Genomic DNA, 19,848 nt, shown 5'->3' on the forward strand with positions numbered 1-19,848 from the left:
ACATCCCATGCAACAACAACTCGAAGCAGTCATTTTCGACTGGGCCGGCACCACGGTCGATTTCGGCTCCTTCGCTCCGACTCAAATTTTCGTCGACGCCTTCCGCGCCGCCTATGACTTTGACCTGAGCCTGGCCGAAGCGCGCGGCCCGATGGGCCTGGGCAAATGGCAGCACATCGAGGCGCTCGGCCGCGATCCGGCGGTCGACGCCCGCTGGCGGGCACAGTTCGGCCGGCCGATGAATAGCGACGACATCGATCACATCTACCGCACTTTCCTGCCGCTCCAGGTCGAACGCGTCGGCGAACACGCGGCGTTGATTCCCGGCACGCTGGAGACGGTTGCCGCCTTGCGCGAGCGTGGCCTGAAGATCGGTTCGACCACCGGCTACCCGCGCCAGGTCATGGAAAAACTGATGGTCGCTGCCGCCGCCAATGGCTACGCGCCGGACTGCACCGTCTGCGCCGATGATCTCGCCGCCGGTGCCCGCCCCGGGCCGTGGATGGCGCTGCAGTGCGTGCTCGACCTGAAGGTCGGCAACGTGGCGCATTGCGTCAAGGTCGACGACACCCTGCCGGGCATCCTCGAAGGGCGCAACGCCGGCATGTGGACGGTCGGGCTGATGCTCTCCGGCAGTCCGGCCGGGCTGACGCAGGCCGAGTTCGAGGCGGCCGACGAGGATACGCTGGTCGCGTTGCGTGCCCGCATTGCCCGCGAGTTCACCAGTGCCGGTGCGCATTACGTGATCGACACGATCGCCGATCTGCGCACGGTCCTTGCCGACATCGAGAACCGTCTCGCGCATGGCGACCGGCCCTGACCGGCTTGTCATGAAAGCTTAGCAATGGGTGTTTAAGGTGCGTTCAGCCAAGGAGGATTCATGAACGCGCCGCACCCCGACGAACTCGGCCTTGATCCGGCCAACGAATCGCCCTTCAAGGGCAAGACCGGCCTGCGCCGGGTCTGGAATGCCTTCAACTACTCGCTCGACGGCCTGCGCGCCGCCTACCTCTGCGAGGATGCCTTCCGCCAGGAAGTGTGGCTGGCGCTGCTGCTGATTCCGCTGGCCATCTGGCTGCCGGTCGGCTGGCTGGCGACCGGCCTGCTGATCGCCAGTGTGCTGCTGGTGCTGGTCGTTGAACTGCTCAACTCGGCGATCGAGGCCGTGGTCGATCGCGTCGGCCTGGAGAACCACCGCCTGGCCAAGCGTGCCAAGGACATCGGCAGTGCCGCCGTGCTGGTCTCGCTGCTCCAGGTGCTGGTGGTCTGGGGCGGTGTCCTGCTGGAGAAGCTGTGATGCTCGATATCGCCTTTGTCACCGAAACCTATCCGCCCGAGGTGAACGGGGTGGCGATGACGGTCGGCCGCCTGGTCGGTGGTCTGCGCGATCTGGGGCACCGGGTCGAGGTGCTGCGTCCGCGCCAGGGCGCGGAAGACGCCGGCAGCGAACTGGATGTTCCCCTGCCCGGCGTGCCTTTGCCCGGTTATCCCGGGCTGCGTTTCGGCCTGCCGGCCGGGCGGATGCTGGCCCGGCGCTGGCGCGGCCGGCGGCCGGACCTGGTGCACGTGGTCACCGAGGGGCCGCTCGGCTGGTCGGCGGTGGCCGTGGCGCGGCGGCTGGGCATCCCGGTGACTTCGGGATTTCATACCAATTTCGACCGCTACAGCGTGCATTACGGCATGGGCTGGCTGCGTCCGGCCGTGGCGGCCTACCTGCGCATCCTGCATCGGCGCACCTTGGCGACCATGGTGCCGACGGCGGCGCTGGCCGCCGATCTGGCCGGTGCCGGCGTGCCCGGCGTGCGGGTGGTCGGGCGCGGTGTCGATACCGTGCTGTTCGATCCGCAGCGGCGCGATCCGCTGCTGCGCGCCGGCTGGGGCGCCGTCGGCGAAGGGCCGGTGTGTCTCTACGTCGGCCGTCTGGCGCCGGAAAAGAACCTGGCGCTGGTCGAGAAGTGCTTTGCCGCCATCCAGGTCTGGCATCCCGATGCCCGCATGGTCTGGGTCGGCGACGGACCGTCGGCGCGCCGGCTGAGGCAGGAACACCCCGATCATCATTTCGCCGGCATGCGCCATGGCGAGGATCTGGCGCGCCATTATGCGAGCGCCGACATCTTCCTTTTCCCAAGCCTCAGCGAAACCTACGGCAATGTCGTGGCCGAGGCCATGGCCAGCGGCGTGCCGGTGGTGGCTTACCGCAGTGCGGCGGCAGCGGAACTGGTGGTCGACGGCATCAACAGTGTGGCCGTCGCGCCCGGGGACGAGAAAGCTTATGTCGATGCCGCGCTGTGGAGCGTCGAGATGCCTGAACGTCTGGTCGGGATGAGCGTGCGGGCGCGCGATGACATGCTGCTGCGCAACTGGCCCGGGGTGGTGAACACGTTTGAACAGGTCGCCCGCGAAGCCATCGCCGGCAGAAATTAAACCCGGCCGTTGCTCCAGCGGATCAGGACCTGCTTCAGCGCGGCATTGCTGACCGGCTTGGCCAGGTAATCGTCCATGCCGGCCGCCAGGCAGGCCTCGCGGTCGCCCTGCATGGCATTGGCGGTCATGGCGACGATGGGAGTCGTCTGGCTGCTGCTGCCGGCTTCGCCGGCCCGCAGGCGGCGGGTGGCCTCGAAGCCATCCATGACCGGCATCTGGCAATCCATCAGGACCACGTCGAATGTCTCTTCGCGCAGGCGGGCCAGGGCCTCTTCGCCATTGTTCACGGCAACGTGTTGGCAGGCGAGCTTGCCGAGCAGGGCGCCGGCGACTTTCTGGTTGATCAGGTTGTCCTCGACCAGCAGTACCCGCAGGCCGTCACGTAGCTGCGTGCCCGGTTCGCTGGCCGGGCGGGCCAGCGCGCTGCTGCGGTCGATGGCGAAGGGCAGTTCGACGCGGAAGATGCTGCCTGCGCCGGGCGTCGATTCGACGGCGATGCTGCCGCCCATCAATTCAATCAGGCGCTTGCAGATCGACAGGCCGAGGCCGGTACCGCCGAACTGGCGGGTGGTCGAGGCATCGCCCTGGAAGAAGGGTGAGAACAGGCCGGCGATCACGGTCGGCGCCATACCGATGCCGGTGTCGCTGACCGAAATCTGCAGGCGCAGATTGTCGTCGCCGTCCGGCCAGCCGGTGAAGTGGACGCAGACGCTGCCGACTGAGGTGAACTTGACGGCGTTGCCGACCAGGTTGATCAGGATCTGGCGCAGCCGCCCCGGATCGCCGATCAGACGGGCGGGAACGGCCGGATCGATCGTGCCGTTGAGGGCGATTTCCTTGGTCCCGGCCGAGTGGCCGAGCAGTGCCAGGGTGTCGTGCAGGATTTCGGCCGGGGCGAAGGGAATGTTCTCGACTTCCAGCTTGCCGGCTTCGACTTTGGAAAAGTCGAGCACATCGTTGATCAGCCCGAGCAGGCCGTCGGCGCTGTGACGGATGGTTTCCGCATAGTCGCGCTGTTCGGCGTTCAGCGGCGTGGCCAGCAGGAGGTCGGCCATGCCGATCACGCCGTTCATCGGGGTGCGGATTTCGTGGCTCATGTTGGCCAGGAAGCTGCCCTTGGCGACGCTGGCGGCTTCCGCTGCGGCACGGGCCTTGTCCAGTTGCTCGTGGGCGCGCATGCGTTCGATCACGGCGCCGGCCCAGCGGGCCAACAGCTGGATGAACTCGAGGTCCGAGGGGTCGAAATCGTGGTCGCGATGCTGGCGCGACGAGAAATTGATCGTCCCGTACAGCGCGCCGTCGACGCGGATCGGCGTGCCGAGGAAGCTGGCCAGCTTGAATTCGCGGAAACTCGGATGGTCGCAGTACTCGGATTCGGCGGCATTGACCAGCTGGAACAGCTTGTCCTGGTGAATGATTTCGGCGCAGAAGGTATCGCCCAGCGGGAATTCCTGGTTGTCGGCGAGCAGGCCGTCGGGGCAGACCTGGACTTCGATCCGGTAGCTATTGGCTGCCGGGTCGATGTGGCTGATGATGCCGTATTCGAGGTGCAGGTGCTCGCTGGCCAGGCGCAGTCCATGGCGCAGGATTTCCCGCGGGTCGAGGCCCTTGATCGTGGCGATTTCGTTGAGCGCCTGCAGCGCGGCCAATTGGCGCTTGAGGCGTAAAGCCTGCAGGCGCTGTTCGGTGATGTCCTCGAAAACGCCCAAGTAATTGACCAGCTGCCCGTGGCTGTCGCGAACCACCGAAATGGTCAGCCATTCCTCGATCAGGCGGCCATCCTTGCGCTGGTTGATGATTTCGCCACGCCAGATGTCGTGTTCGTCGATGGTTTCCCACATCTGCCGGTAGAACCCGTCATCATGCCGGCCGGAGCTGAATATCCTGGGGGTCTGGCCGATCAGTTCCCTGGCGTTGAAGCCGGATACCTTTTCCAGATGCGGATTGACGGCGAGGATCCGCCGTTCGGCATCGGTCACCAGGACGCCGCTGGTACTGTTCTCGAACACCTGGGCCGCCAGTTGCCGTTCGTGATGCAGGCGGGCCTCGTTGATCAGGCCGCGGCGGATGCGGCCGATCAGCAGCAGGCTGAGGGTGATGATGACCAGCAGCGCGATACCGGTGACGGCCAGGGTGATCTTCGCTTCCGCGTACCATTGTTGCAGTGCCTGTTCCCGGTCGATATGCACGAGCACGAACAGGGGGTAGCTGCGCGAGGCGCGGTAGGCGCTGAGCATCTGTCGGCCGCCGTCGATGTCTTCAGCGCGGCTGCCGATTTCGCTGTCGCGCATTTCGGCCAGCGGCGACCCGCTCAGGTGCAGGCTGCCCGGCATCAGATCGACGCGCGACGAGAGCATGACGATGCCGTGATAGTCGAGGATCTCGACCTGCGTCAGTTGCGGATCAATGTGGTGCGAGAAGTGGTTGATGAAGTAGTCGGGATTGAGGGCGGCGACCATCTGCAGCCGGCGTGCGCCGACCTGGGCCTCGCGGATGACCGGGAAGAAGTTCGGGCTGTCCGGCGGGATCGGGCTGCGGGTCGTGCTCGGCGATGCATCGGCCAGGTCGCGGCCCTGCCAGGGGACGCCAATGCGCAGGAAGCTGGCAGTTTCGTTGCCTTCGCGTGGCGGCTGGAAGTCCTTGCTGTCGATCTGTTGGCCGACGTTGTCCGGGTTGGAACTGACCAGGATGCGGCCTTGCTCGTCGGCAATCGACAGCGAGCGGAGGAAGAGGAGGAAGAGGAGGCGGCGCAGCATGCCTTCCAGTTGCCGGGCTGTCGCCTTTTCGTCGATCTGCGCGCCGTCGATCAGTTCAGGCATGGCCTGCAGGCTGAGGTCGGCCAAGGACAAGGTTTGCGTCAGTTGTTCCTCGAATACCCGGGCGTGGGCGCGGGCCTCGTCGAGATGGCTGTCCAGCGCATCCTGGCGCAGGCGCAGCACGTGCGACAGGCTGCCGAGCAGCACGGCGACGATCAGCACCACCTGCAGACCGATCAGCAGGCGGGTGATGACGCCGGTACGGCTGCCGGCCGGTAGCGGCGCGTCAGTCGAGAACGGCAATTGGCAACAGGCCGTGGCGGTCGGCGAAGGCCTTCAGCTCCCCGCTGCGCTTGGCGCGCGCCAGGAAGTCCTCAACCCGTGCGTGCCAGCGGTCGTCACCCGGGCGCATGGCCCAGGCATAGGGGGTGATGTGATAGCTGCTGTCCGGCTTGACCAGGCGCGCCCAGTCGGTGGTGCGCAGCATGCGCAGGCTGAACGGGAAATCGGTCATGAACACGTCGGCACGTCCTGATTCGACTTCGCGCTCGCGCGCCTGCGGGGTGTCGAGCACCTTCAGCGTTGCCGATTTGAGGCGGGCCTTCATCACCGGTTCGTGCAGGGTGCCCTTGGCCACGGCGACGACGACGCCGGCCTGGTCGATGTCGTTCCACTGGCGGATGCGCCGGTTGCTCTTGGTGGTGATGGCGTAGATGTCGCTGGCCATGTGCGGCCGGGTGAAGCGCAGTTTTTCCTGGCGCAGCGGCGTGATGCCAATGGCGAACATGGCGATGTCGCAGCGGTCCTGGGTGACATCGTCGATCAGGCGGGCGAAGGAACTGTCGACAAACTCGACATTGGCGCGCAGGTCGCGCCCCAGTGCCTTGGCCATGTCGACATCGATGCCGGACAGCTGGCGGGTTTTCGGGTCGCGGTAGCTGATGCCGAAATAGTCCGGCCAGATGCAGACGCGCACCGTCGACGTGGCGGCGATGCGCTCAAGGACGCCGGTTTGCTGCGCTTGCGCCGGAACGGCAGCAAGCAGCAGCGCAGCGGCGAGCAGGATGGGCGGGATCGCTTTCACTTTTATTACCTTTGGAATACATGAACGATTCGCAGTGTATCAAAAGCGGCGCCGCCAGGCTCAATCCCGTTCGATCAATTCCACTTTGTAACCGTCCGGGTCTTCGACGAAAGCGATGATGGTCTTGCCGTGCTTCATCGGCCCGGCTTCGCGTACCACCTTGCCACCGCGCGCCTTGATCGCGGCACAGGCGGCGGCAGCGTCGGGAACGGCCAGGGCAATGTGGCCGTAGGCGTTGCCCAGCTCGTAACTGTCGGTGTCCCAGTTGTGCGTCAGTTCGAGCACGGCTTCGCTGTCCTCGCTGCCGTAGCCGACGAAGGCCAGCGTGAACCGGCCTTCCGGATAGTCGTTGCGGCGCAGCAGCTGCATGCCGAGGATTTCGGTGTAGAAGGCGATCGAGCGGTCGAGGTTGCCGACGCGGAGCATGGTGTGCAGGATGCGCATGAGGTGTCCTTTCAGAATTGCGGGAGTTGCCGGCCGAGGCGGCGCAGTTCGTTGCGCTGCGCTTTCCAGTTCGGGCAGAGTTGTTCGACCACAGACCAGAAACGCGGACTGTGGTTCATTTCCTTGAGGTGGGCCAGTTCGTGGCAGACCACGTAATCGACGATGGCCGGCGGCATCAGGATCAGCCGCCAGTTGAGCGCGATGTTGCCGCGTGCGCTGCAACTCCCCCAACGGGTGCGCGCCGACGACAGGCGTAAGGGCGGCGGGGCGACGCCAAGCTGCGGGGCGAAATGGGCCAGGCGCGCCGCGAACAGCGTTCTGGCCTGGTGGCGCAGGGCGTTCTCCAGCACTTTTCCGGGGGCGGTGCCGGCCGGTACGGCCAGGTGGATTTCATCAGCGGAGAAGGCGCTGGCGGCCCGGGTGGCGGGCACGACTCGCAGCCGGGTCGGCGTGCCGAGAATCTCGAGCAGGGCGCCGTCGATCACCGCGAAGCGTTCCGGCGGTGGCCGTTCGCGCCAGTCGGCCAGTTTGTCGAGCACCCAGATGCCGTGTTCGCGGATCAGCGTCTCGATGTCGCGCAGCGGGGCGCGCAAGGGGGCGCCGACGCGCAGACCGCGATGGTCGATGCGCAGGCCGATGCTGCGCCGGGCGCTGCGCTGCAGGGCGAAATCGACGGCTTGCCCGGCGAGGACGATGCGGTGTCGGGTCTCAGGCGGCCTGAGCGGCATCGGGGTAGCGGTGCGGGGAGATGCGGCGCATCTCGGCCTCGATCCAGTCCTCGACGCGTTGATTGACGTCCATCTCGCTCATGCCGGTGGCGTCGAAGGCCGGGCCGATGCTGATGGTGACGGTGCCGGGCTTTTTCAGGAAGGCCTGGCGCGGCCAGAATTCGCCGGCGTTGTGGGCGATCGGCACGACCTTGCAGCCGACGTGGGTGGCCAGATAGGCGCCGCCCGGTTTGTAGCGGCGCTTCTCGCCCGGGGCCACGCGCGTGCCTTCGGGGAAGATGATCACGTAGTAGCCCTGTTTGAGCCGTTCGCGACCCTGGGTGACGACCTGGTCGAGGGCGTTCTTGCCGGCGTTACGGTCGATCGAGATCATTTTCATCGCCGCCAGCCCCCAGCCGACGAAGGGAACCTTGAGCAGTTCCTGCTTGAGCACGAAGACGCAGAAGGCGTCGTCCGGCACGCAATCCTGCAGCGTCATGGTTTCCCAGGCCGACTGGTGCTTGGCCATGATCACGCAGGCTTCGTCCGGCATGTTCTCGCGGCCGATCACCTGCGGGCGGATGCCGAGCAGGTTTTCGACGCCCCATTGCGTGCCGAGACGCCAGACGCGGCCGAAACGGTAGGCCCAGACGCCGCCGAGCAACGGCCCGGCAATGACCACCAGCGGTGCGCTGAGCACCGACCAGATGATCGCGTAGGTCATGAACAGGGTGGAGCGGATGGCGTTCATTTCTTTTCCTTGGGCTCGGGCGCCAGCAGGTGATCGACGGCGCTGGCCAGATCGGCAAAGATCAAGGTGCCGGCGGGCAGGTCGCCTTCGGCCTGAGTCTTTTCACCCTTGCCGGTGAGTACCAGGATCGGCCGGCAACCCATGGCCGCGCCGGCCTGCAGGTCGCGCAGCGAATCGCCGACGGTGACGACGCCGTTGAGGTCGGCATTGAGGGTGTCGGCAATGCGCTTGAACATCCCCGGCTTCGGTTTGCGGCAGTCGCATTGCGAATCGGCGGTGTGCGGGCAGTAGAAGATGGCGTCGATGCGGCCGCCGAGCTCATTGGCCGACTTGTGCATTTTCTTGTGGATGCGGTTGAGCGTGTCCATGTCGAACAGGCCGCGGCCGACACCGGATTGATTGGTGGCGACGACGACGCGGTAGCCGTTCTGCTTGAGCCGGGCGATGGCCTCCAGGCTGCCCGGGATCGGCTTCCATTCTTCCGGGCTCTTGATGAACTGGGCGGAATCGAAATTGATCACGCCGTCGCGGTCGAGAATGATCAGCTTGCCGGGCATGGTGGGCTCCCGTGACTCAGGCGGACAGCTTGGACAGGTCGGCGACGCGGTTCATCGCTGCGTGCAGCATGGCGAGCAGGCCGAGGCGGTTGGCCTTGAGCGCCGGATCGTCGGCATTGACCATGACGCCGTCGAAGAAGGCATCGACCGGGGCGCGCAGCCGGGCCAGGACCTGCAGCGATTCGCTGTAGTCGCCGGTGAGGAAGGCGGCGTCGGCCTGCGGCACGACCTCGACCAGCGCCGCGTGCAGCGCGCTTTCGGCGGCTTCGCGCAGCAGCGCAGCATCGACGCGGGCGTCGACGACGCCGTCGGCCTTCTTCAGGATATTGCTGACGCGCTTGTTGGCGGCGGCCAGCGCGGCGGCTTCGGGCAGCGCCGAGAAAGCACGCACGGCGGCCAGACGCTTGACGATGTCGCCCAGGCGCTGCGGCCGCTGGCTGACCACGGCATCGACTTCCTGCGCCGTGTAACCCTGCTCGCGCAGGCTGCCGGCCAGGCGGTCGTAGATGAAATCGGCGAGCGCCTGCGGGTTCGGGGCGAAGCCCTCGACGCCGTTGAACTGCGCGAAAACGCCGGTGAGCAGGCCGTCGACCGCCAGATTCAGGTCGCCCTCGGCGAGCATGCGGATGACGCCGAGCGCGTGCCGGCGCAGCGCGAACGGGTCCTTGTCGCCGGTCGGGATCTGGCCGATGCCGAACATGCCGACCAGGGTTTCCAGCTTGTCGGCCAGTGCAACGACCGTGCCGACGCGGCCGCGCGGCAGGCTGTCGCCGGCGAAGCGCGGCTTGTAGTGGTCCTCGATGGCATCGGCGACATCGGCGTTCAGGCTGTCGTGCTGGGCGTAGTAGCGGCCCATGATGCCCTGCAGTTCGGGGAATTCGCCGACCATGTCGGTGAGCAGGTCGGCCTTGGCCAGTAGCGCCGCCTGTTCGGCGTGCTGCACCAGTTCGCCGCCGCCGAGCGTTTCGGCAATGGCGCGGGCAATCGCCGCGACGCGCTGGACGCGTTCGCCCTGGGTGCCGAGCTTGTTGTGATAGACGACCTTGGACAGACCGATCACGCGGGATTCGAGCGACTTCTTGCGGTCCTGGTCGAAGAAGAACTTGGCATCAGCCAGGCGCGGGCGCACCACGCGCTCGTTGCCGCCGATCACCGCGCTCGGGTCGGCCGGCGAGATGTTGCTGACGACGAGGAACTTGTTGGTCAGCTTGCCAGCAGCGTCGAGCAGCGGGAAGTACTTCTGGTTGGCCTTCATGGTCAGGATCAGGCATTCCTGCGGCACGGCGAGGAATTCTTCCTCGAACTGACCGACCAGCACGTTCGGGCGTTCGACCAGCGCGGTGACTTCGTCGAGCAGGGCGTCGTCTTCAATCGGCTTGCCGCCTGCTTTGGCCGCAGCAGCGGCGAGCTGGCGGGCGATTTCGGCGCGGCGTTCAGCGAAGGAGGCGATGACCGAGCCGTCCTTGAGCAGCGTTTCCGCGTAGCTGTCGGCGTCGGTGATCACCACCGGATCAACGGCGGCTTCGAAGCGATGGCCCTTGGTGGTGTTGCCGGATTGCAGGCCGAGCACCGAAACCGGCACGACATCACTGCCGTGCAGGGCGACCAGCGCGTGCGCCGGGCGCACGAAATTGACCGTGTCCCAGCCGTTGGCCAGCTGGTAAGTCATCACCTTTGGAATTGGCAGCGCAGCCAGCGCGGCTTCGACGGCCTTCTGCAGGCCATCGGCCAGCGTCGCGCCCTTGGCCAGGCTGTCGTAGAACAGGATGTCGGCCTTGCCGTCGTTTTCGCGGCGCAGGCTGGCGACGGCGGATTCGTCGGCGCCGAGTGCGGCAAGTTTCTTGAGCAGAGCAGGCGTGGCATTACCGTTGGCGTCGAGGCCGACGGCGACCGGCATCAGCTTCTGCACCACGGGCTTGTCGGCGGCGACGGCGGCAACGCCGGTCACGTGCGCGGCCAGCCGACGCGGCGAGGCGTAAGCGGTCACTTGTGCGCCATCGGCGGCCAGGCCGTCCTTCTTCAGCGAAGTGGCGAGCGCGGCGGCGAAGCTTTCGCCGAGTTTTTTCAATGCCTTGGGCGGCAGTTCTTCAACGAAGAGTTCAACGAGCAGGTTCTTGGCAGTCATCTCAGGCGGCTTTCTTGGCGTTCTGTTCTTCGAGCTTGGCCAGCACCTCGCCGGCCCATTCCTTGGGTGCCATCGGGAAGCCGAGGCGGGCGCGCGAGTCGAGGTAGGCCTGGGCGACAGCGCGGGCCAGGTTGCGGATGCGGCCGATGTAGGCGGCGCGCTCGGTCACGGAAATCGCGCCGCGCGCGTCGAGCAGGTTGAAGGTGTGGGCGGCCTTGAGCACCTGTTCGTAGGCCGGCAGCGCCAGTTGCGCGCCCATCAGGTGCTGTGCCTGCTTCTCGTGCGCGCCGAAGGCGTGGAACAGGAAGTCGACGTCGGAATGCTCGAAGTTGTAGGTCGATTGTTCGACTTCGTTCTGGTGGTAGACGTCACCGTAGGTCAGGCCGTCGGTCCAGACCAGGTCATAGACGTTCTCGACGCCCTGCAGGTACATCGCCAGGCGCTCGATGCCGTAGGTGATTTCGCCGGTGATCGGCTTGCAGTCGATGCCGCCGACCTGCTGGAAGTAGGTGAATTGCGTCACTTCCATGCCGTTCATCCAGACTTCCCAGCCCAGGCCCCAGGCGCCCAGCGTCGGGTTTTCCCAGTCGTCCTCGACGAAACGGACGTCGTTCTTCTTCAGGTCGAAACCGAGCGCTTCAAGCGAGCCGAGGTAGAGCTCAAGGATGTTGTCAGGTGCTGGTTTCAATACCACCTGGTACTGGTAGTAGTGCTGCATACGGTTCGGGTTCTCGCCGTAGCGGCCGTCCTTGGGGCGGCGCGAGGGCTGCACGTAGGCGGCCTTCCACGGCTCGGGGCCGATGGCACGGAGGAAGGTGGCGGTGTGGCTGGTGCCGGCGCCGACTTCCATGTCGTATGGCTGGAGCAGGGCGCAGCCCTGGGCGCTCCAGTATTGCTGCAGACGCAGGATGATTTCTTGGAACGTGGGTTTCTTGCTGGTCGTCATCGGACGCACTCGGAAAGACGGAAAACGCCAGATTTTACAGGCTTTTGCGCTGTCCCGGCAGCTTGGCGCCTGTGGCGTGCATACAACGCTTTAGTCCGTGGTGCTGCGCCCGGTTCTTGACTTATTCAAATAAATCAATAGAATGCGCGCTGTCTTGTTGCGGTGCAACACCGGTGTTTCCACGCTTTCGGCCAGACTCGGCCTGTTGGAAACCTTGCTTCCTCCCACGGAGGAATGGATTGGTGTCGTACCCCCCGTAACCGTTCGCCGGCTGTTTGATCGCCGGTGGCAACAGTGAAGGAGGGCGCATGTTCGCTTCGCAGTTCCTTTCTCCCGCAGCTTCGCGGGTTGTCGCGGCCGTCTCGCACGTCGTCCGCAAGTTTTTGATGTTGGCCGGGCTGGTTTTCGTGCTCGGTCTGGCCGGTACCTACAAGGGCCATTCCGGTCTGCTCGACGGCCTGCAGGCCATGTTCCCCGGTGGCGTAAGTGCCAGCGAGAGCGAGAGCGAGCTTGGCGATGCCGCCGTGCAGCCGGTCGCCCTGAATCAGGAGCGTCTGGTGCCGAGCATGCAGCAGGCCTTGCACTACGTTGCCCGCCGCTACCGCGTGTCGAATGAAGTGCTGGTGCCGATCTTCCTGACGGCGCAGGACAGCGCCCGTGAACTCGGCCTCGATCCGTTGTTGATCATCGCCGTGATTGGTGTCGAGTCCAGCTTCAACCCCTTCTCGCAGAGCGTGGTCGGGGCACAGGGGTTGATGCAGGTGATGCCGCGCTTCCATACCGACAAGCTGCCGGAAGACGCCGGCGAGCTGCCCTTCTTCGATCCGGTGACCAATGTCCAGGTCGGCGCCCGCATCCTGCGTGAATCGATTGCCCGCAATGGCGGCCTGGTTCCCGGTCTGCAGCAGTTCGGCGGGGCGATCAACGACCCCGAGCGCCGCTATTCGAGCAAGGTCATGGCCGAGCGTCAGCGCCTGGAGCAGGCGATCCAGCAGCAGATGCAGCGCGCCTGATCTGCGCGGCGCCCGCGCCAGCCAGTAGCAGGACGAGGAAACCCAGGTTGCCCCAGGCAATGTAGGGTGTGCTGCCCTGGTAAGCGCGCACTTCGCCGGTGAGAACGGCGGTCTCGAACGGTGCCAAGGCCGACACCACGTCGCCGCGCGCGTCGATGATCGCGGTCATCCCGGTATTGGTCGCGCGCAAGCTTGGCCGGCCGGTTTCGGCCGAGCGCATGCGGGCGATCTGCAGGTGCTGCGGTTGCGCCAGAGAGCGGCCGAACCAGGCGGTATTCGACAGGTTGGCGAGCATCCCGGCCTGCGGCAGGGTGCGGATGATCTCCTCGCCAAACACATCCTCGTAGCAAATATTGAATGCCACCAGCTGACCGGCGACGCTCAGCGCTGCCGGCCGGCTTGGGCCGGCGGAAAACGCCGACATCGGGATGTTGGCCTGGGCCATGAACCAGGCAAAGCCGGCCGGAATGAATTCGCCGAAGGGCACCAGGTGCTGCTTGCTGTAGGTTTGCTGTGGCGCGCTGCCGAGGCTGACGGCGCTGTTGTAGTAGCCGGTTTCCGGGTTGCCGGTCAGCGTGCCGACGACGATGTCGCCACCGTGTTGGCGGGCCAGGGTGCTCAGTTCATCGAGATATTCGGGGGGCAGCCGGTCGAGGAAGGCGGGCAGGGCGGTTTCCGGCAGGATGGTCAGGCGGGCGGGATGCGCTGCGATCATGTCGCGGTAGCGCAGCAGGGTGCGGACGAAGTTGTCCGGATTGAATTTCATGTCCTGCGGAATGTTGCCCTGGAGCAGGGCGACGCTGACCGGCTCGCCGACCGGCTGCGTCCATTCAAGCTGACGCAGGCCAAAACCAGTGGCAAGCAGCAGCGCAAGCACCGGCAGGCCGACGCGCCAGCGCAGCAGCAGGGCGGCGCTCAGCGCCAGCAGCAGCGACAGGCCATAGACGCCGATCAGTGGCGCGAAACCGGCCAGCGGGCTGGGCGGCGCCTGGGTGTAGCCGATGGCCAGCCAGGGAAAACCGGTAAACAACCAGCCGCGCAGCCAGTCGGCGGCGGCGATGAGGACGGCGAACCACAGCGCCTGGCGCCAGAATCCGGCGGGTTGCCAGCGCTTGAACAGCCAGCCGGCGAGCGTCGGATAGAGCGCCATCGCGGTGCAGAACAGCAGTGTCGCCGGGCCGGCCAGCCACCAGGGCATGCCGCCGAACACTGACAGGCTGACGTAGATCCACGAGACGCCGGCGAGGAAGAAGCCGAGACCGAAGAGGAAGCCGACGAGCGCGGCCCGGCGCGCGTCCGGTGCCTGCCGCCACAGGGCGAACAAGGCCAGCCAGGGCAGCGGCGCCAGCCAGAACAGGTCAAACGGGGCGAAGCAGAGGACGCCGGCTGCGCCGGCAAGCAATGCCGCCAGTTCAGGCCGGCGCATCTTCGCTGACGGGTTTCGGCTTGGGTGGGTCGACCAGCAGGGTGTACAGCCGGCGGCTGTCGGCACGCAGGACCTGGAAGCGCATGCCGTCGATTTCCAGACTCTCGTTGCGTTTGGGAACGCGGCCTAGCTGGCGCAGTACGAGTCCACCGACGGTATCGAATTCCTCGTTCGAGAACGTGGTCGAGAAGGCTTCGTTGAAGTCCTCGATCTCGGTGCGTGCCTTGACCCGGTAGCGGCCGGTCGAATCGAGGCGGATGTTGTCGTGCGCTTCGTCGAAGTCGTACTCGTCCTCGATGTCGCCGACGATCTGTTCGAGCACGTCCTCAATGGTGACCAGGCCGGCGACGCCACCGTATTCATTGACGACGATGGCCATGTGGTTGCGCGAGACGCGGAATTCGCGCAGCAGCACATTGAGGCGCTTGGATTCGGGAATGAAGACGGCCGGGCGCAGCCAGTCACGCAGGTCGAAATTCTCTTCGGTGTGAATGCGTAGCAGGTCCTTGGCGAGCAGGATGCCGAGGATGTTGTCGCGGTCGCCGTCGACGACGGGAAAACGGGAGTGGGCGGTCTCGATGACCACCGGGACGATTTCGTCCAGCGGGTCGTCGACGTCGATGACGTCCATCTGGGCCCGCGGAATCATCACGTCGGTGACGCGGGTTTCCGAGGCGGAAAGGGCGCCTTCGATGATGGTCAGCGCGTCGGCGTCCATCAGGTTGCGTTCGTAGGCGGCATGCAGAATCTGCATGAGCTGCTGGCGATCCTCGGGTTCGCGCAGCAGCAGGGAGGTCAGGCGTTCGATAAAACCGGGTTTACTGTCACTGTCCATGATGTTCAGGCGGTGGTTTCGTCCCCATAGGGGTCGGGGAAGCCCAGGGCCGCCAGTATTGTCCTTTCTTCGTCTTCCATGTCACGGGCTTCCACGTCATCTTCGTGGTCCCAGCCTTGCAAATGCAGCATACCATGCACCGTCAGGTGCGCGTAATGCGCGGCCAGCGGCTTGTTTTGCTCGGTCGCTTCGCGGGCGACGACGGCCGGGCAGATGACCAGGTCGCCCATCACCAGCGGTTCGGTTTCGTACGGGAAGGACAGCACGTTGGTCGCGTAGTCCTTGCCACGGTAGTCGCGGTTCAGCGCCTGACCTTCGTCGGCATCGACCAGGCGGATGGTGACCTGGCCGCCGCCGATCAGGGCGGCGCGTGCCCAGCGCACGAAATCTGCGCGCAAGGGTAGGCCCTCACGGTTACAGGCGTATTGCACCGACAGGTCAAGACGATTGCTGGCTGCGTTTTTCATAGGCTTCGACGATGCGGGCGACCAGCGGGTGGCGCACCACGTCCTCCTTGCGGAATTCGGTAAAGGCGAGGCCGCGCACGTCGCGCAGGACCTCCATGGCTTCCTTCAGGCCGCTCTTGTGGCCCTTGGGCAGGTCGATCTGGGTGACGTCGCCGGTGACCACGGCCTTGGCGCCGATGCCGATGCGGGTCAGGAACATCTTCATCTGTTCCGGCGTCGTGTTCTGCGCCTCGTCGAGGATGATGAAGGCGTGGTTGAGCGTGCGACCGCGCATGAAGGCCAGCGGCGCGATCTCGATGGCGCGTTTTTCGTAGAGCTTGGCGACGCGGTCGGCGCCCATCAGGTCGTAGAGCGCGTCGTACAGCGGGCGCAGATAGGGGTCGATCTTCTGGGTCAGGTCGCCGGGCAGGAAGCCGAGGCGCTCACCGGCCTCGACCGCCGGCCGGGTCAGGATGATGCGCTGGACCAGGTCGCGCTCGAAGGCATCGACGGCAGAAGCGACGGCGAGGTAGGTCTTGCCGGTGCCGGCGGGGCCGATGCCGAAGGTGATGTCGTGTTCCTGGATCGCCTTCAGGTATTCGACCTGTCGCGGCGTGCGACCGTGCAGTTCGGTCTTGCGGGTGACCAGTTGCGGACCGTCGGTCAGCTTGTCGCCGTTTCCGATGCGGCGGACCGGGGCGTTGGTCAACTCGACCAGGCCGAGCTGGATGTCGTCGACTGACAGCGGCTGGCGGGCCATGGCGTAGAAATGGCGGATCGCGTCGGCGGTCAGTTGCGCCTGCTCGCCGGTCACCGAGAAACGCTCGCTGCGGCGGCGGATGATCACGTCGAAACCGGTTTCGATCTGCCGGATATTCTCGTCGAGCGGGCCGCAGAGATTGGCCAGCAGGGTGTTGTCGACCGGCGCGAGGGCAAACTCGACCGGTCGTGACTTGGGCGCCCTAGTTTTCGCGGATGACAATTTCGCCTCGCAGGCTGTGGGACAGCGACTGGGTAATCCTGACATCGACGAACTGGTTGATCAAGCGCGGGTTGCCGACGAAGTTCACGATGCGGTTGTTGTCGGTGCGCCCGGCGACCTCGTTCGGGTCTTTCTTCGACGGGCCTTCGACCAGCACGCGCTGGATGCTGCCGACCATGCTCTGGCTGACCGCCTGCGCCAGTTCGTCGATCCGCTGCTGCAGCCGGGCCAGGCGCGCCGATTTGACCTCGGCCGGCGTGCTGTCTTCGAGTTCCAGCGCCGGCGTGCCCGGGCGCGGGCTGTAGATGAAGGAGAAAGAAGCGTCGAAGGCGACGTCGTCGATCAGCTTCATCGTCTTCTCGAAATCCTCGTCAGTCTCGCCCGGGAAGCCGACGATGAAGTCGGACGACAGCGAGATGTCGGGGCGCGCGGCGCGCAGCTTGCGCACGACCGACTTGTATTCGAGCGCCGTGTAGCCGCGCTTCATCGCCGCCAGCACGCGGTCGGAACCGGACTGCACCGGCAGGTGCAGGTGCGAGACCAGCTTGGGCACCTTGAGGTAGGTGTCGATCAGGCGCTGGCTCATCTCGCGCGGGTGCGAGGTGGTGTAGCGGATGCGCTCGATGCCCGGCACCTCGGCGATGTACTCGATGAGCAGCGCCAGGTCGGCCTTCTCGTCGGTGCCGTCCATGTCGCCGCGGTAGGCATTGACGTTCTGGCCGAGCAGCGTGACTTCCTTGACGCCGTGCGCGGCGAGGTCGGCGACTTCGGTCAGGATGTCGGTGAACGGCCGCGACACTTCGCCGCCGCGGGTGTAAGGGACGATGCAGAAGGTGCAGAACTTGGAGCAGCCTTCCATGATCGAGACGAAGGCGCTGGCGCCCTTGACCTCGGCCGGCGGCATCGAATCGAACTTCTCGATCTCGGGGAAGGAAACGTCGACCGCCGCCTTGCCCTTGCTCTTGCGCTCGGCAATCAGTTGCGGCAGCCGGTGCAGCGTCTGCGGCCCGAACACGACGTCGACGTAGGGCGCACGGGCGACGATGGCGTCGCCCTCCTGGCTGGCGACACAACCGCCGACGCCGATCACCAGATCGGGGTTCTTCTGCTTCAGGTGGCGGACCCGGCCGAGATCGTGGAACACCTTTTCCTGCGCCTTCTCGCGCACCGAACAGGTATTGAACAGGATGATGTCGGCTTCCTCGGGGTTGTCGGTCTTGACGATTCCTTCGGAGGCGTTGAGCACATCGGCCATTTTGTCCGAATCGTACTCGTTCATCTGGCACCCGAAAGTGCGGATGAATAGTTTCTTGGGCATGGGAAAACTTTTTAAAATCAGTGGCGACGCTTCGGCAAGCCGCGCGCGGAAAAGTTGCGCATTATAACGCGGTTGACCGCGTGGCCGCCGGCCAACTATAATTCGCGCCCTCTAAGCGTGGTGATGTAGCTCAGACGGTTAGAGCGATGGATTCATAACCCATAGGTCGGCAGTTCGATTCTGCCCATCACCACCACGCATCTCCTGAAAACCCGCCGCGTGCGGGTTTTCGTCCATTGGCGAAACCGCATTGGATGGTGGTGGGCTATGAATCCGGTCAGTGTGGTCATCATCACAAAGAACGCAGGCAGCGTTGTCGGGGCATGCATTGACAGCGTGCGTGGGCTTGCCGACGAGGTTGTCGTGCTCGATTCCGGAAGCAACGACGTCACCCGGGAGGTCTGCGAGTCTCGTGGGGCGCGTTTCGTCGAGACGGACTGGCCGGGATTCGGGCCGCAAAAACAGCGTGCGGTGCAGGCTGCGCGCAACGACTGGGTGTTATGCCTCGACGCCGACGAGCGTCTGTCTCCTGCGTTGCTGGATAGTATGCGCAAGGCCATGGCGCAGCCCGCGTTTGCGGCCTATCGTTTTGCCCGCAGCAATCGTTTCATGGGGCGCTACCTGAAGTTTGGCGAAGGCTACCCGGACTGGAGTCTGCGTTTGTTCGATCGGCGTTTCGCACACTGGTCGGATGACGTGGTGCACGAAAAAGTGCTCTGCTCCGTGCCGGTCGGGACCTTGGCGGGTGACCTTCTGCATGATTCCGCGGAGACGCTGGCGTCGTACATGACCAAGCAGAATCGCTATACATCGCTGGCCGCCAGTGCGGCATTGATCGAGGGGCGACGGGTGTCGGTTGCCCGGTTGCTGCTCTCGCCGCTGGTCAGGTTTGTAAAGTTCTATTTTCTTCGTGCCGGATTTCGCGACGGTTTGCCAGGCCTGGTGCACATCCTGCTGGGGTGTTTCAACAGCTTTGCCAAATACGCCAAGATGCTTGAGCAGCGGCGCACCGGGGATCAGTAGATCCGCGGCTCGCCGGCCGGCCGGGTTTTGAAACGGCGATGCACCCAGTAGTACTGTTCCGGCATGGTGGCAATGGCGTCTTCGATGAAGGCGTTCATGCGCCGGGTGTCGGCCTCAATGTCCTCGGTGGGGAAATCATCCCACGGGTCGCCGATTTCGAGCTGGTAGCCCGGGCGCTCAGGGTGCATGCGCGTGACGCAGGGAACTACCGTTGCGCCTGCCGCTCGCGCCAGGCGTGAGAGTCCCGTGATGGTCGCCGTCTGGATGTTGAAGAAGGGAACGAAGACCGAGTCGCGTCTTCCGAAATCCATGTCAGGCAGGTAGTAGTAGGGGCGACCAGCGCGCATGGCCTTGATCGTGGCGCGAATGCCGTCCTGGCGGGAAAGCAGGAACTGGTTGCCGAAGCGCTGCCGGCCGCGCAGTATCAGTTCGTTGAATATCGGATTTTTCTGGTTCGAGTAGGTGCTGACGATGTCAAAGCGCATGATCAGGGCAACGCCGCCGGCATCCAGGCCCAGGAAGTGCGGCGCAAAGAGGATGACCGGTTTGCCCTGATCGAGCAGTTCGCGAAGCTTTTCCTCGCCCCGGATCGTGATCAGGCTTTCGAGATACCGGGGGGGGCGCCACCAGAACAAGCTGCGGTCAAGCATGGCCCGGCCGAGCAGGGCGAAGTGGGCCTTGCCGATCAGGCGGCGTTCATCTTCTGATTTTTCCGGAAAGCAGAGGCGCAGATTGGTTTCGGTGACGCGACGCCGGTCGCGACCGAGTCGATAAAGTACCGCGCCTATCCCTGTGCCGAGTCCGGCGATTGCTGCCGGTGGCAGGAAGTGAATCAGCCAGAGAAGAAAAACGGCGCATCGACTGAAAAAACGGCTCGCCATGCAGTGTGCTTGCTCGGTGAAACTCCCGGCTTTGCGCCGGGAGGTGTCGTCGTTGGTGGGCCCGCAGGGACTTGAACCCTGGACCAAAGGATTATGAGTCCTCTGCTCTGACCAACTGAGCTACAGGCCC

General features: G+C 65.0%; 19 protein-coding genes and 2 tRNA genes. 6 read left to right on the forward strand and 15 right to left on the reverse strand.

The window, feature by feature from the left end; translation table 11 throughout:
* Nucleotides 1–7 precede the first annotated feature (7 nt).
* The 3 genes from phnX to AADV58_RS05055 are packed head-to-tail and all read left to right on the forward strand — an operon-like array spanning nt 8 to nt 2,424.
* Nucleotides 8–820 (forward strand): phosphonoacetaldehyde hydrolase, encoded by an 813-nt coding sequence (phnX, locus tag AADV58_RS05045; RefSeq protein WP_028995159.1) that lies wholly within the window; start codon nt 8–10, stop codon nt 818–820.
* Between the two features lie 60 nt (nt 821–880).
* Nucleotides 881–1,297: a diacylglycerol kinase gene (locus tag AADV58_RS05050; protein WP_051295413.1), complete on the forward strand. Its 417-nt coding sequence runs from the start codon at nt 881–883 to the stop codon at nt 1,295–1,297.
* A complete protein-coding gene (locus AADV58_RS05055; RefSeq protein ID WP_081700199.1) occupies nt 1,297–2,424 on the forward strand; it encodes a glycosyltransferase family 4 protein in 1,128 nt (375 codons plus the stop codon). The genes AADV58_RS05050 and AADV58_RS05055 overlap by 1 nt, the downstream gene beginning before the upstream one ends.
* Here the strand turns inward: AADV58_RS05055 and AADV58_RS05060 are convergent.
* Genes AADV58_RS05060 through glyQ form a run of 8 tightly spaced genes read right to left on the reverse strand, consistent with a single transcriptional unit; the run spans nt 2,421 to nt 11,794 of the window.
* Nucleotides 2,421–5,483: an ATP-binding protein gene (locus AADV58_RS05060; RefSeq protein WP_341744229.1), complete on the reverse strand. Its 3,063-nt coding sequence runs from the start codon at nt 5,481–5,483 to the stop codon at nt 2,421–2,423. The genes AADV58_RS05055 and AADV58_RS05060 overlap by 4 nt on opposite strands.
* On the reverse strand, nt 5,467–6,264 hold the full coding sequence (locus AADV58_RS05065) for an ABC transporter substrate-binding protein (RefSeq protein ID WP_028995156.1): 798 nt from the start codon (nt 6,262–6,264) through the stop codon (nt 5,467–5,469). Before AADV58_RS05065 ends, AADV58_RS05060 begins: the two co-directional genes overlap by 17 nt.
* Nucleotides 6,265–6,324: 60 nt before the next feature.
* Nucleotides 6,325–6,708, reverse strand: coding sequence for a lactoylglutathione lyase (gloA, locus tag AADV58_RS05070; RefSeq protein WP_028995155.1), 384 nt, complete (start codon nt 6,706–6,708; stop codon nt 6,325–6,327).
* An 11-nt stretch (nt 6,709–6,719) separates the two neighbouring features.
* Entirely contained in the window at nt 6,720–7,436 is a 717-nt protein-coding gene (locus tag AADV58_RS05075) for a M48 family metallopeptidase (RefSeq protein WP_028995154.1), read from the reverse strand.
* The gene (locus AADV58_RS05080) at nt 7,417–8,166 is read right to left on the reverse strand and encodes a lysophospholipid acyltransferase family protein (RefSeq protein WP_028995153.1); all 750 of its coding nucleotides are present in this window, start codon (nt 8,164–8,166) and stop codon (nt 7,417–7,419) included. Before AADV58_RS05080 ends, AADV58_RS05075 begins: the two co-directional genes overlap by 20 nt.
* Nucleotides 8,163–8,723, reverse strand: coding sequence for a D-glycero-beta-D-manno-heptose 1,7-bisphosphate 7-phosphatase (gmhB, locus tag AADV58_RS05085; protein WP_028995152.1), 561 nt, complete (start codon nt 8,721–8,723; stop codon nt 8,163–8,165). Before gmhB ends, AADV58_RS05080 begins: the two co-directional genes overlap by 4 nt.
* Before the next feature lie 16 nt (nt 8,724–8,739).
* A complete protein-coding gene (gene glyS / locus AADV58_RS05090; RefSeq protein WP_341744230.1) occupies nt 8,740–10,848 on the reverse strand; it encodes a glycine--tRNA ligase subunit beta in 2,109 nt (702 codons plus the stop codon).
* 1 nt (nt 10,849) lies between these two features.
* A complete protein-coding gene (gene glyQ, locus AADV58_RS05095; RefSeq protein WP_043421370.1) occupies nt 10,850–11,794 on the reverse strand; it encodes a glycine--tRNA ligase subunit alpha in 945 nt (314 codons plus the stop codon).
* Nucleotides 11,795–12,102: 308 nt separating this feature from the next.
* Between glyQ and AADV58_RS05100 the strand changes: the two genes are divergently transcribed.
* Nucleotides 12,103–12,807, forward strand: coding sequence for a transglycosylase SLT domain-containing protein (locus tag AADV58_RS05100; protein WP_043421368.1), 705 nt, complete (start codon nt 12,103–12,105; stop codon nt 12,805–12,807).
* Here the strand turns inward: AADV58_RS05100 and lnt are convergent.
* The 5 genes from lnt to miaB are packed head-to-tail and all read right to left on the reverse strand — an operon-like array spanning nt 12,749 to nt 17,814.
* A complete protein-coding gene (gene lnt / locus AADV58_RS05105; RefSeq protein WP_051295411.1) occupies nt 12,749–14,233 on the reverse strand; it encodes an apolipoprotein N-acyltransferase in 1,485 nt (494 codons plus the stop codon). The two genes, AADV58_RS05100 and lnt, sit on opposite strands and share 59 nt — an antisense overlap.
* Entirely contained in the window at nt 14,220–15,068 is an 849-nt protein-coding gene (locus AADV58_RS05110) for an HlyC/CorC family transporter (protein ID WP_028995149.1), read from the reverse strand. Before AADV58_RS05110 ends, lnt begins: the two co-directional genes overlap by 14 nt.
* Nucleotides 15,069–15,073: 5 nt before the next feature.
* A complete protein-coding gene (gene ybeY, locus AADV58_RS05115; RefSeq protein ID WP_028995148.1) occupies nt 15,074–15,535 on the reverse strand; it encodes an rRNA maturation RNase YbeY in 462 nt (153 codons plus the stop codon).
* Nucleotides 15,507–16,496 (reverse strand): PhoH family protein, encoded by a 990-nt coding sequence (locus AADV58_RS05120; RefSeq protein WP_028995147.1) that lies wholly within the window; start codon nt 16,494–16,496, stop codon nt 15,507–15,509. Before AADV58_RS05120 ends, ybeY begins: the two co-directional genes overlap by 29 nt.
* Nucleotides 16,477–17,814 carry a tRNA (N6-isopentenyl adenosine(37)-C2)-methylthiotransferase MiaB gene (miaB, locus tag AADV58_RS05125; protein WP_298398141.1) on the reverse strand — a complete coding sequence of 446 codons (1,338 nt, stop codon included), beginning with the start codon at nt 17,812–17,814 and terminating at the stop codon, nt 16,477–16,479. The genes AADV58_RS05120 and miaB overlap by 20 nt, the downstream gene beginning before the upstream one ends.
* A 119-nt stretch (nt 17,815–17,933) precedes the next feature.
* Between miaB and AADV58_RS05130 the strand changes: the two genes are divergently transcribed.
* Together AADV58_RS05130 and AADV58_RS05135 are read left to right on the forward strand one after the other, a co-directional pair.
* Nucleotides 17,934–18,010, forward strand: a tRNA-Met gene (locus AADV58_RS05130).
* A 71-nt stretch (nt 18,011–18,081) separates the two neighbouring features.
* Nucleotides 18,082–18,837: a glycosyltransferase family 2 protein gene (locus AADV58_RS05135; RefSeq protein WP_341744231.1), complete on the forward strand. Its 756-nt coding sequence runs from the start codon at nt 18,082–18,084 to the stop codon at nt 18,835–18,837.
* Here the strand turns inward: AADV58_RS05135 and AADV58_RS05140 are convergent.
* Together AADV58_RS05140 and AADV58_RS05145 are read right to left on the reverse strand one after the other, a co-directional pair.
* The gene (locus tag AADV58_RS05140) at nt 18,831–19,718 is read right to left on the reverse strand and encodes a lipid A biosynthesis acyltransferase (RefSeq protein ID WP_341744232.1); all 888 of its coding nucleotides are present in this window, start codon (nt 19,716–19,718) and stop codon (nt 18,831–18,833) included. The genes AADV58_RS05135 and AADV58_RS05140 overlap by 7 nt on opposite strands.
* A gap of 53 nt (nt 19,719–19,771) precedes the next feature.
* A tRNA-Ile gene (locus AADV58_RS05145) sits at nt 19,772–19,848 on the reverse strand.

Origin of the sequence: Azonexus hydrophilus, from assembly GCF_038368255.1 — a bacterium.
GTDB classification, from domain to species: domain Bacteria; phylum Pseudomonadota; class Gammaproteobacteria; order Burkholderiales; family Rhodocyclaceae; genus Azonexus; species Azonexus hydrophilus.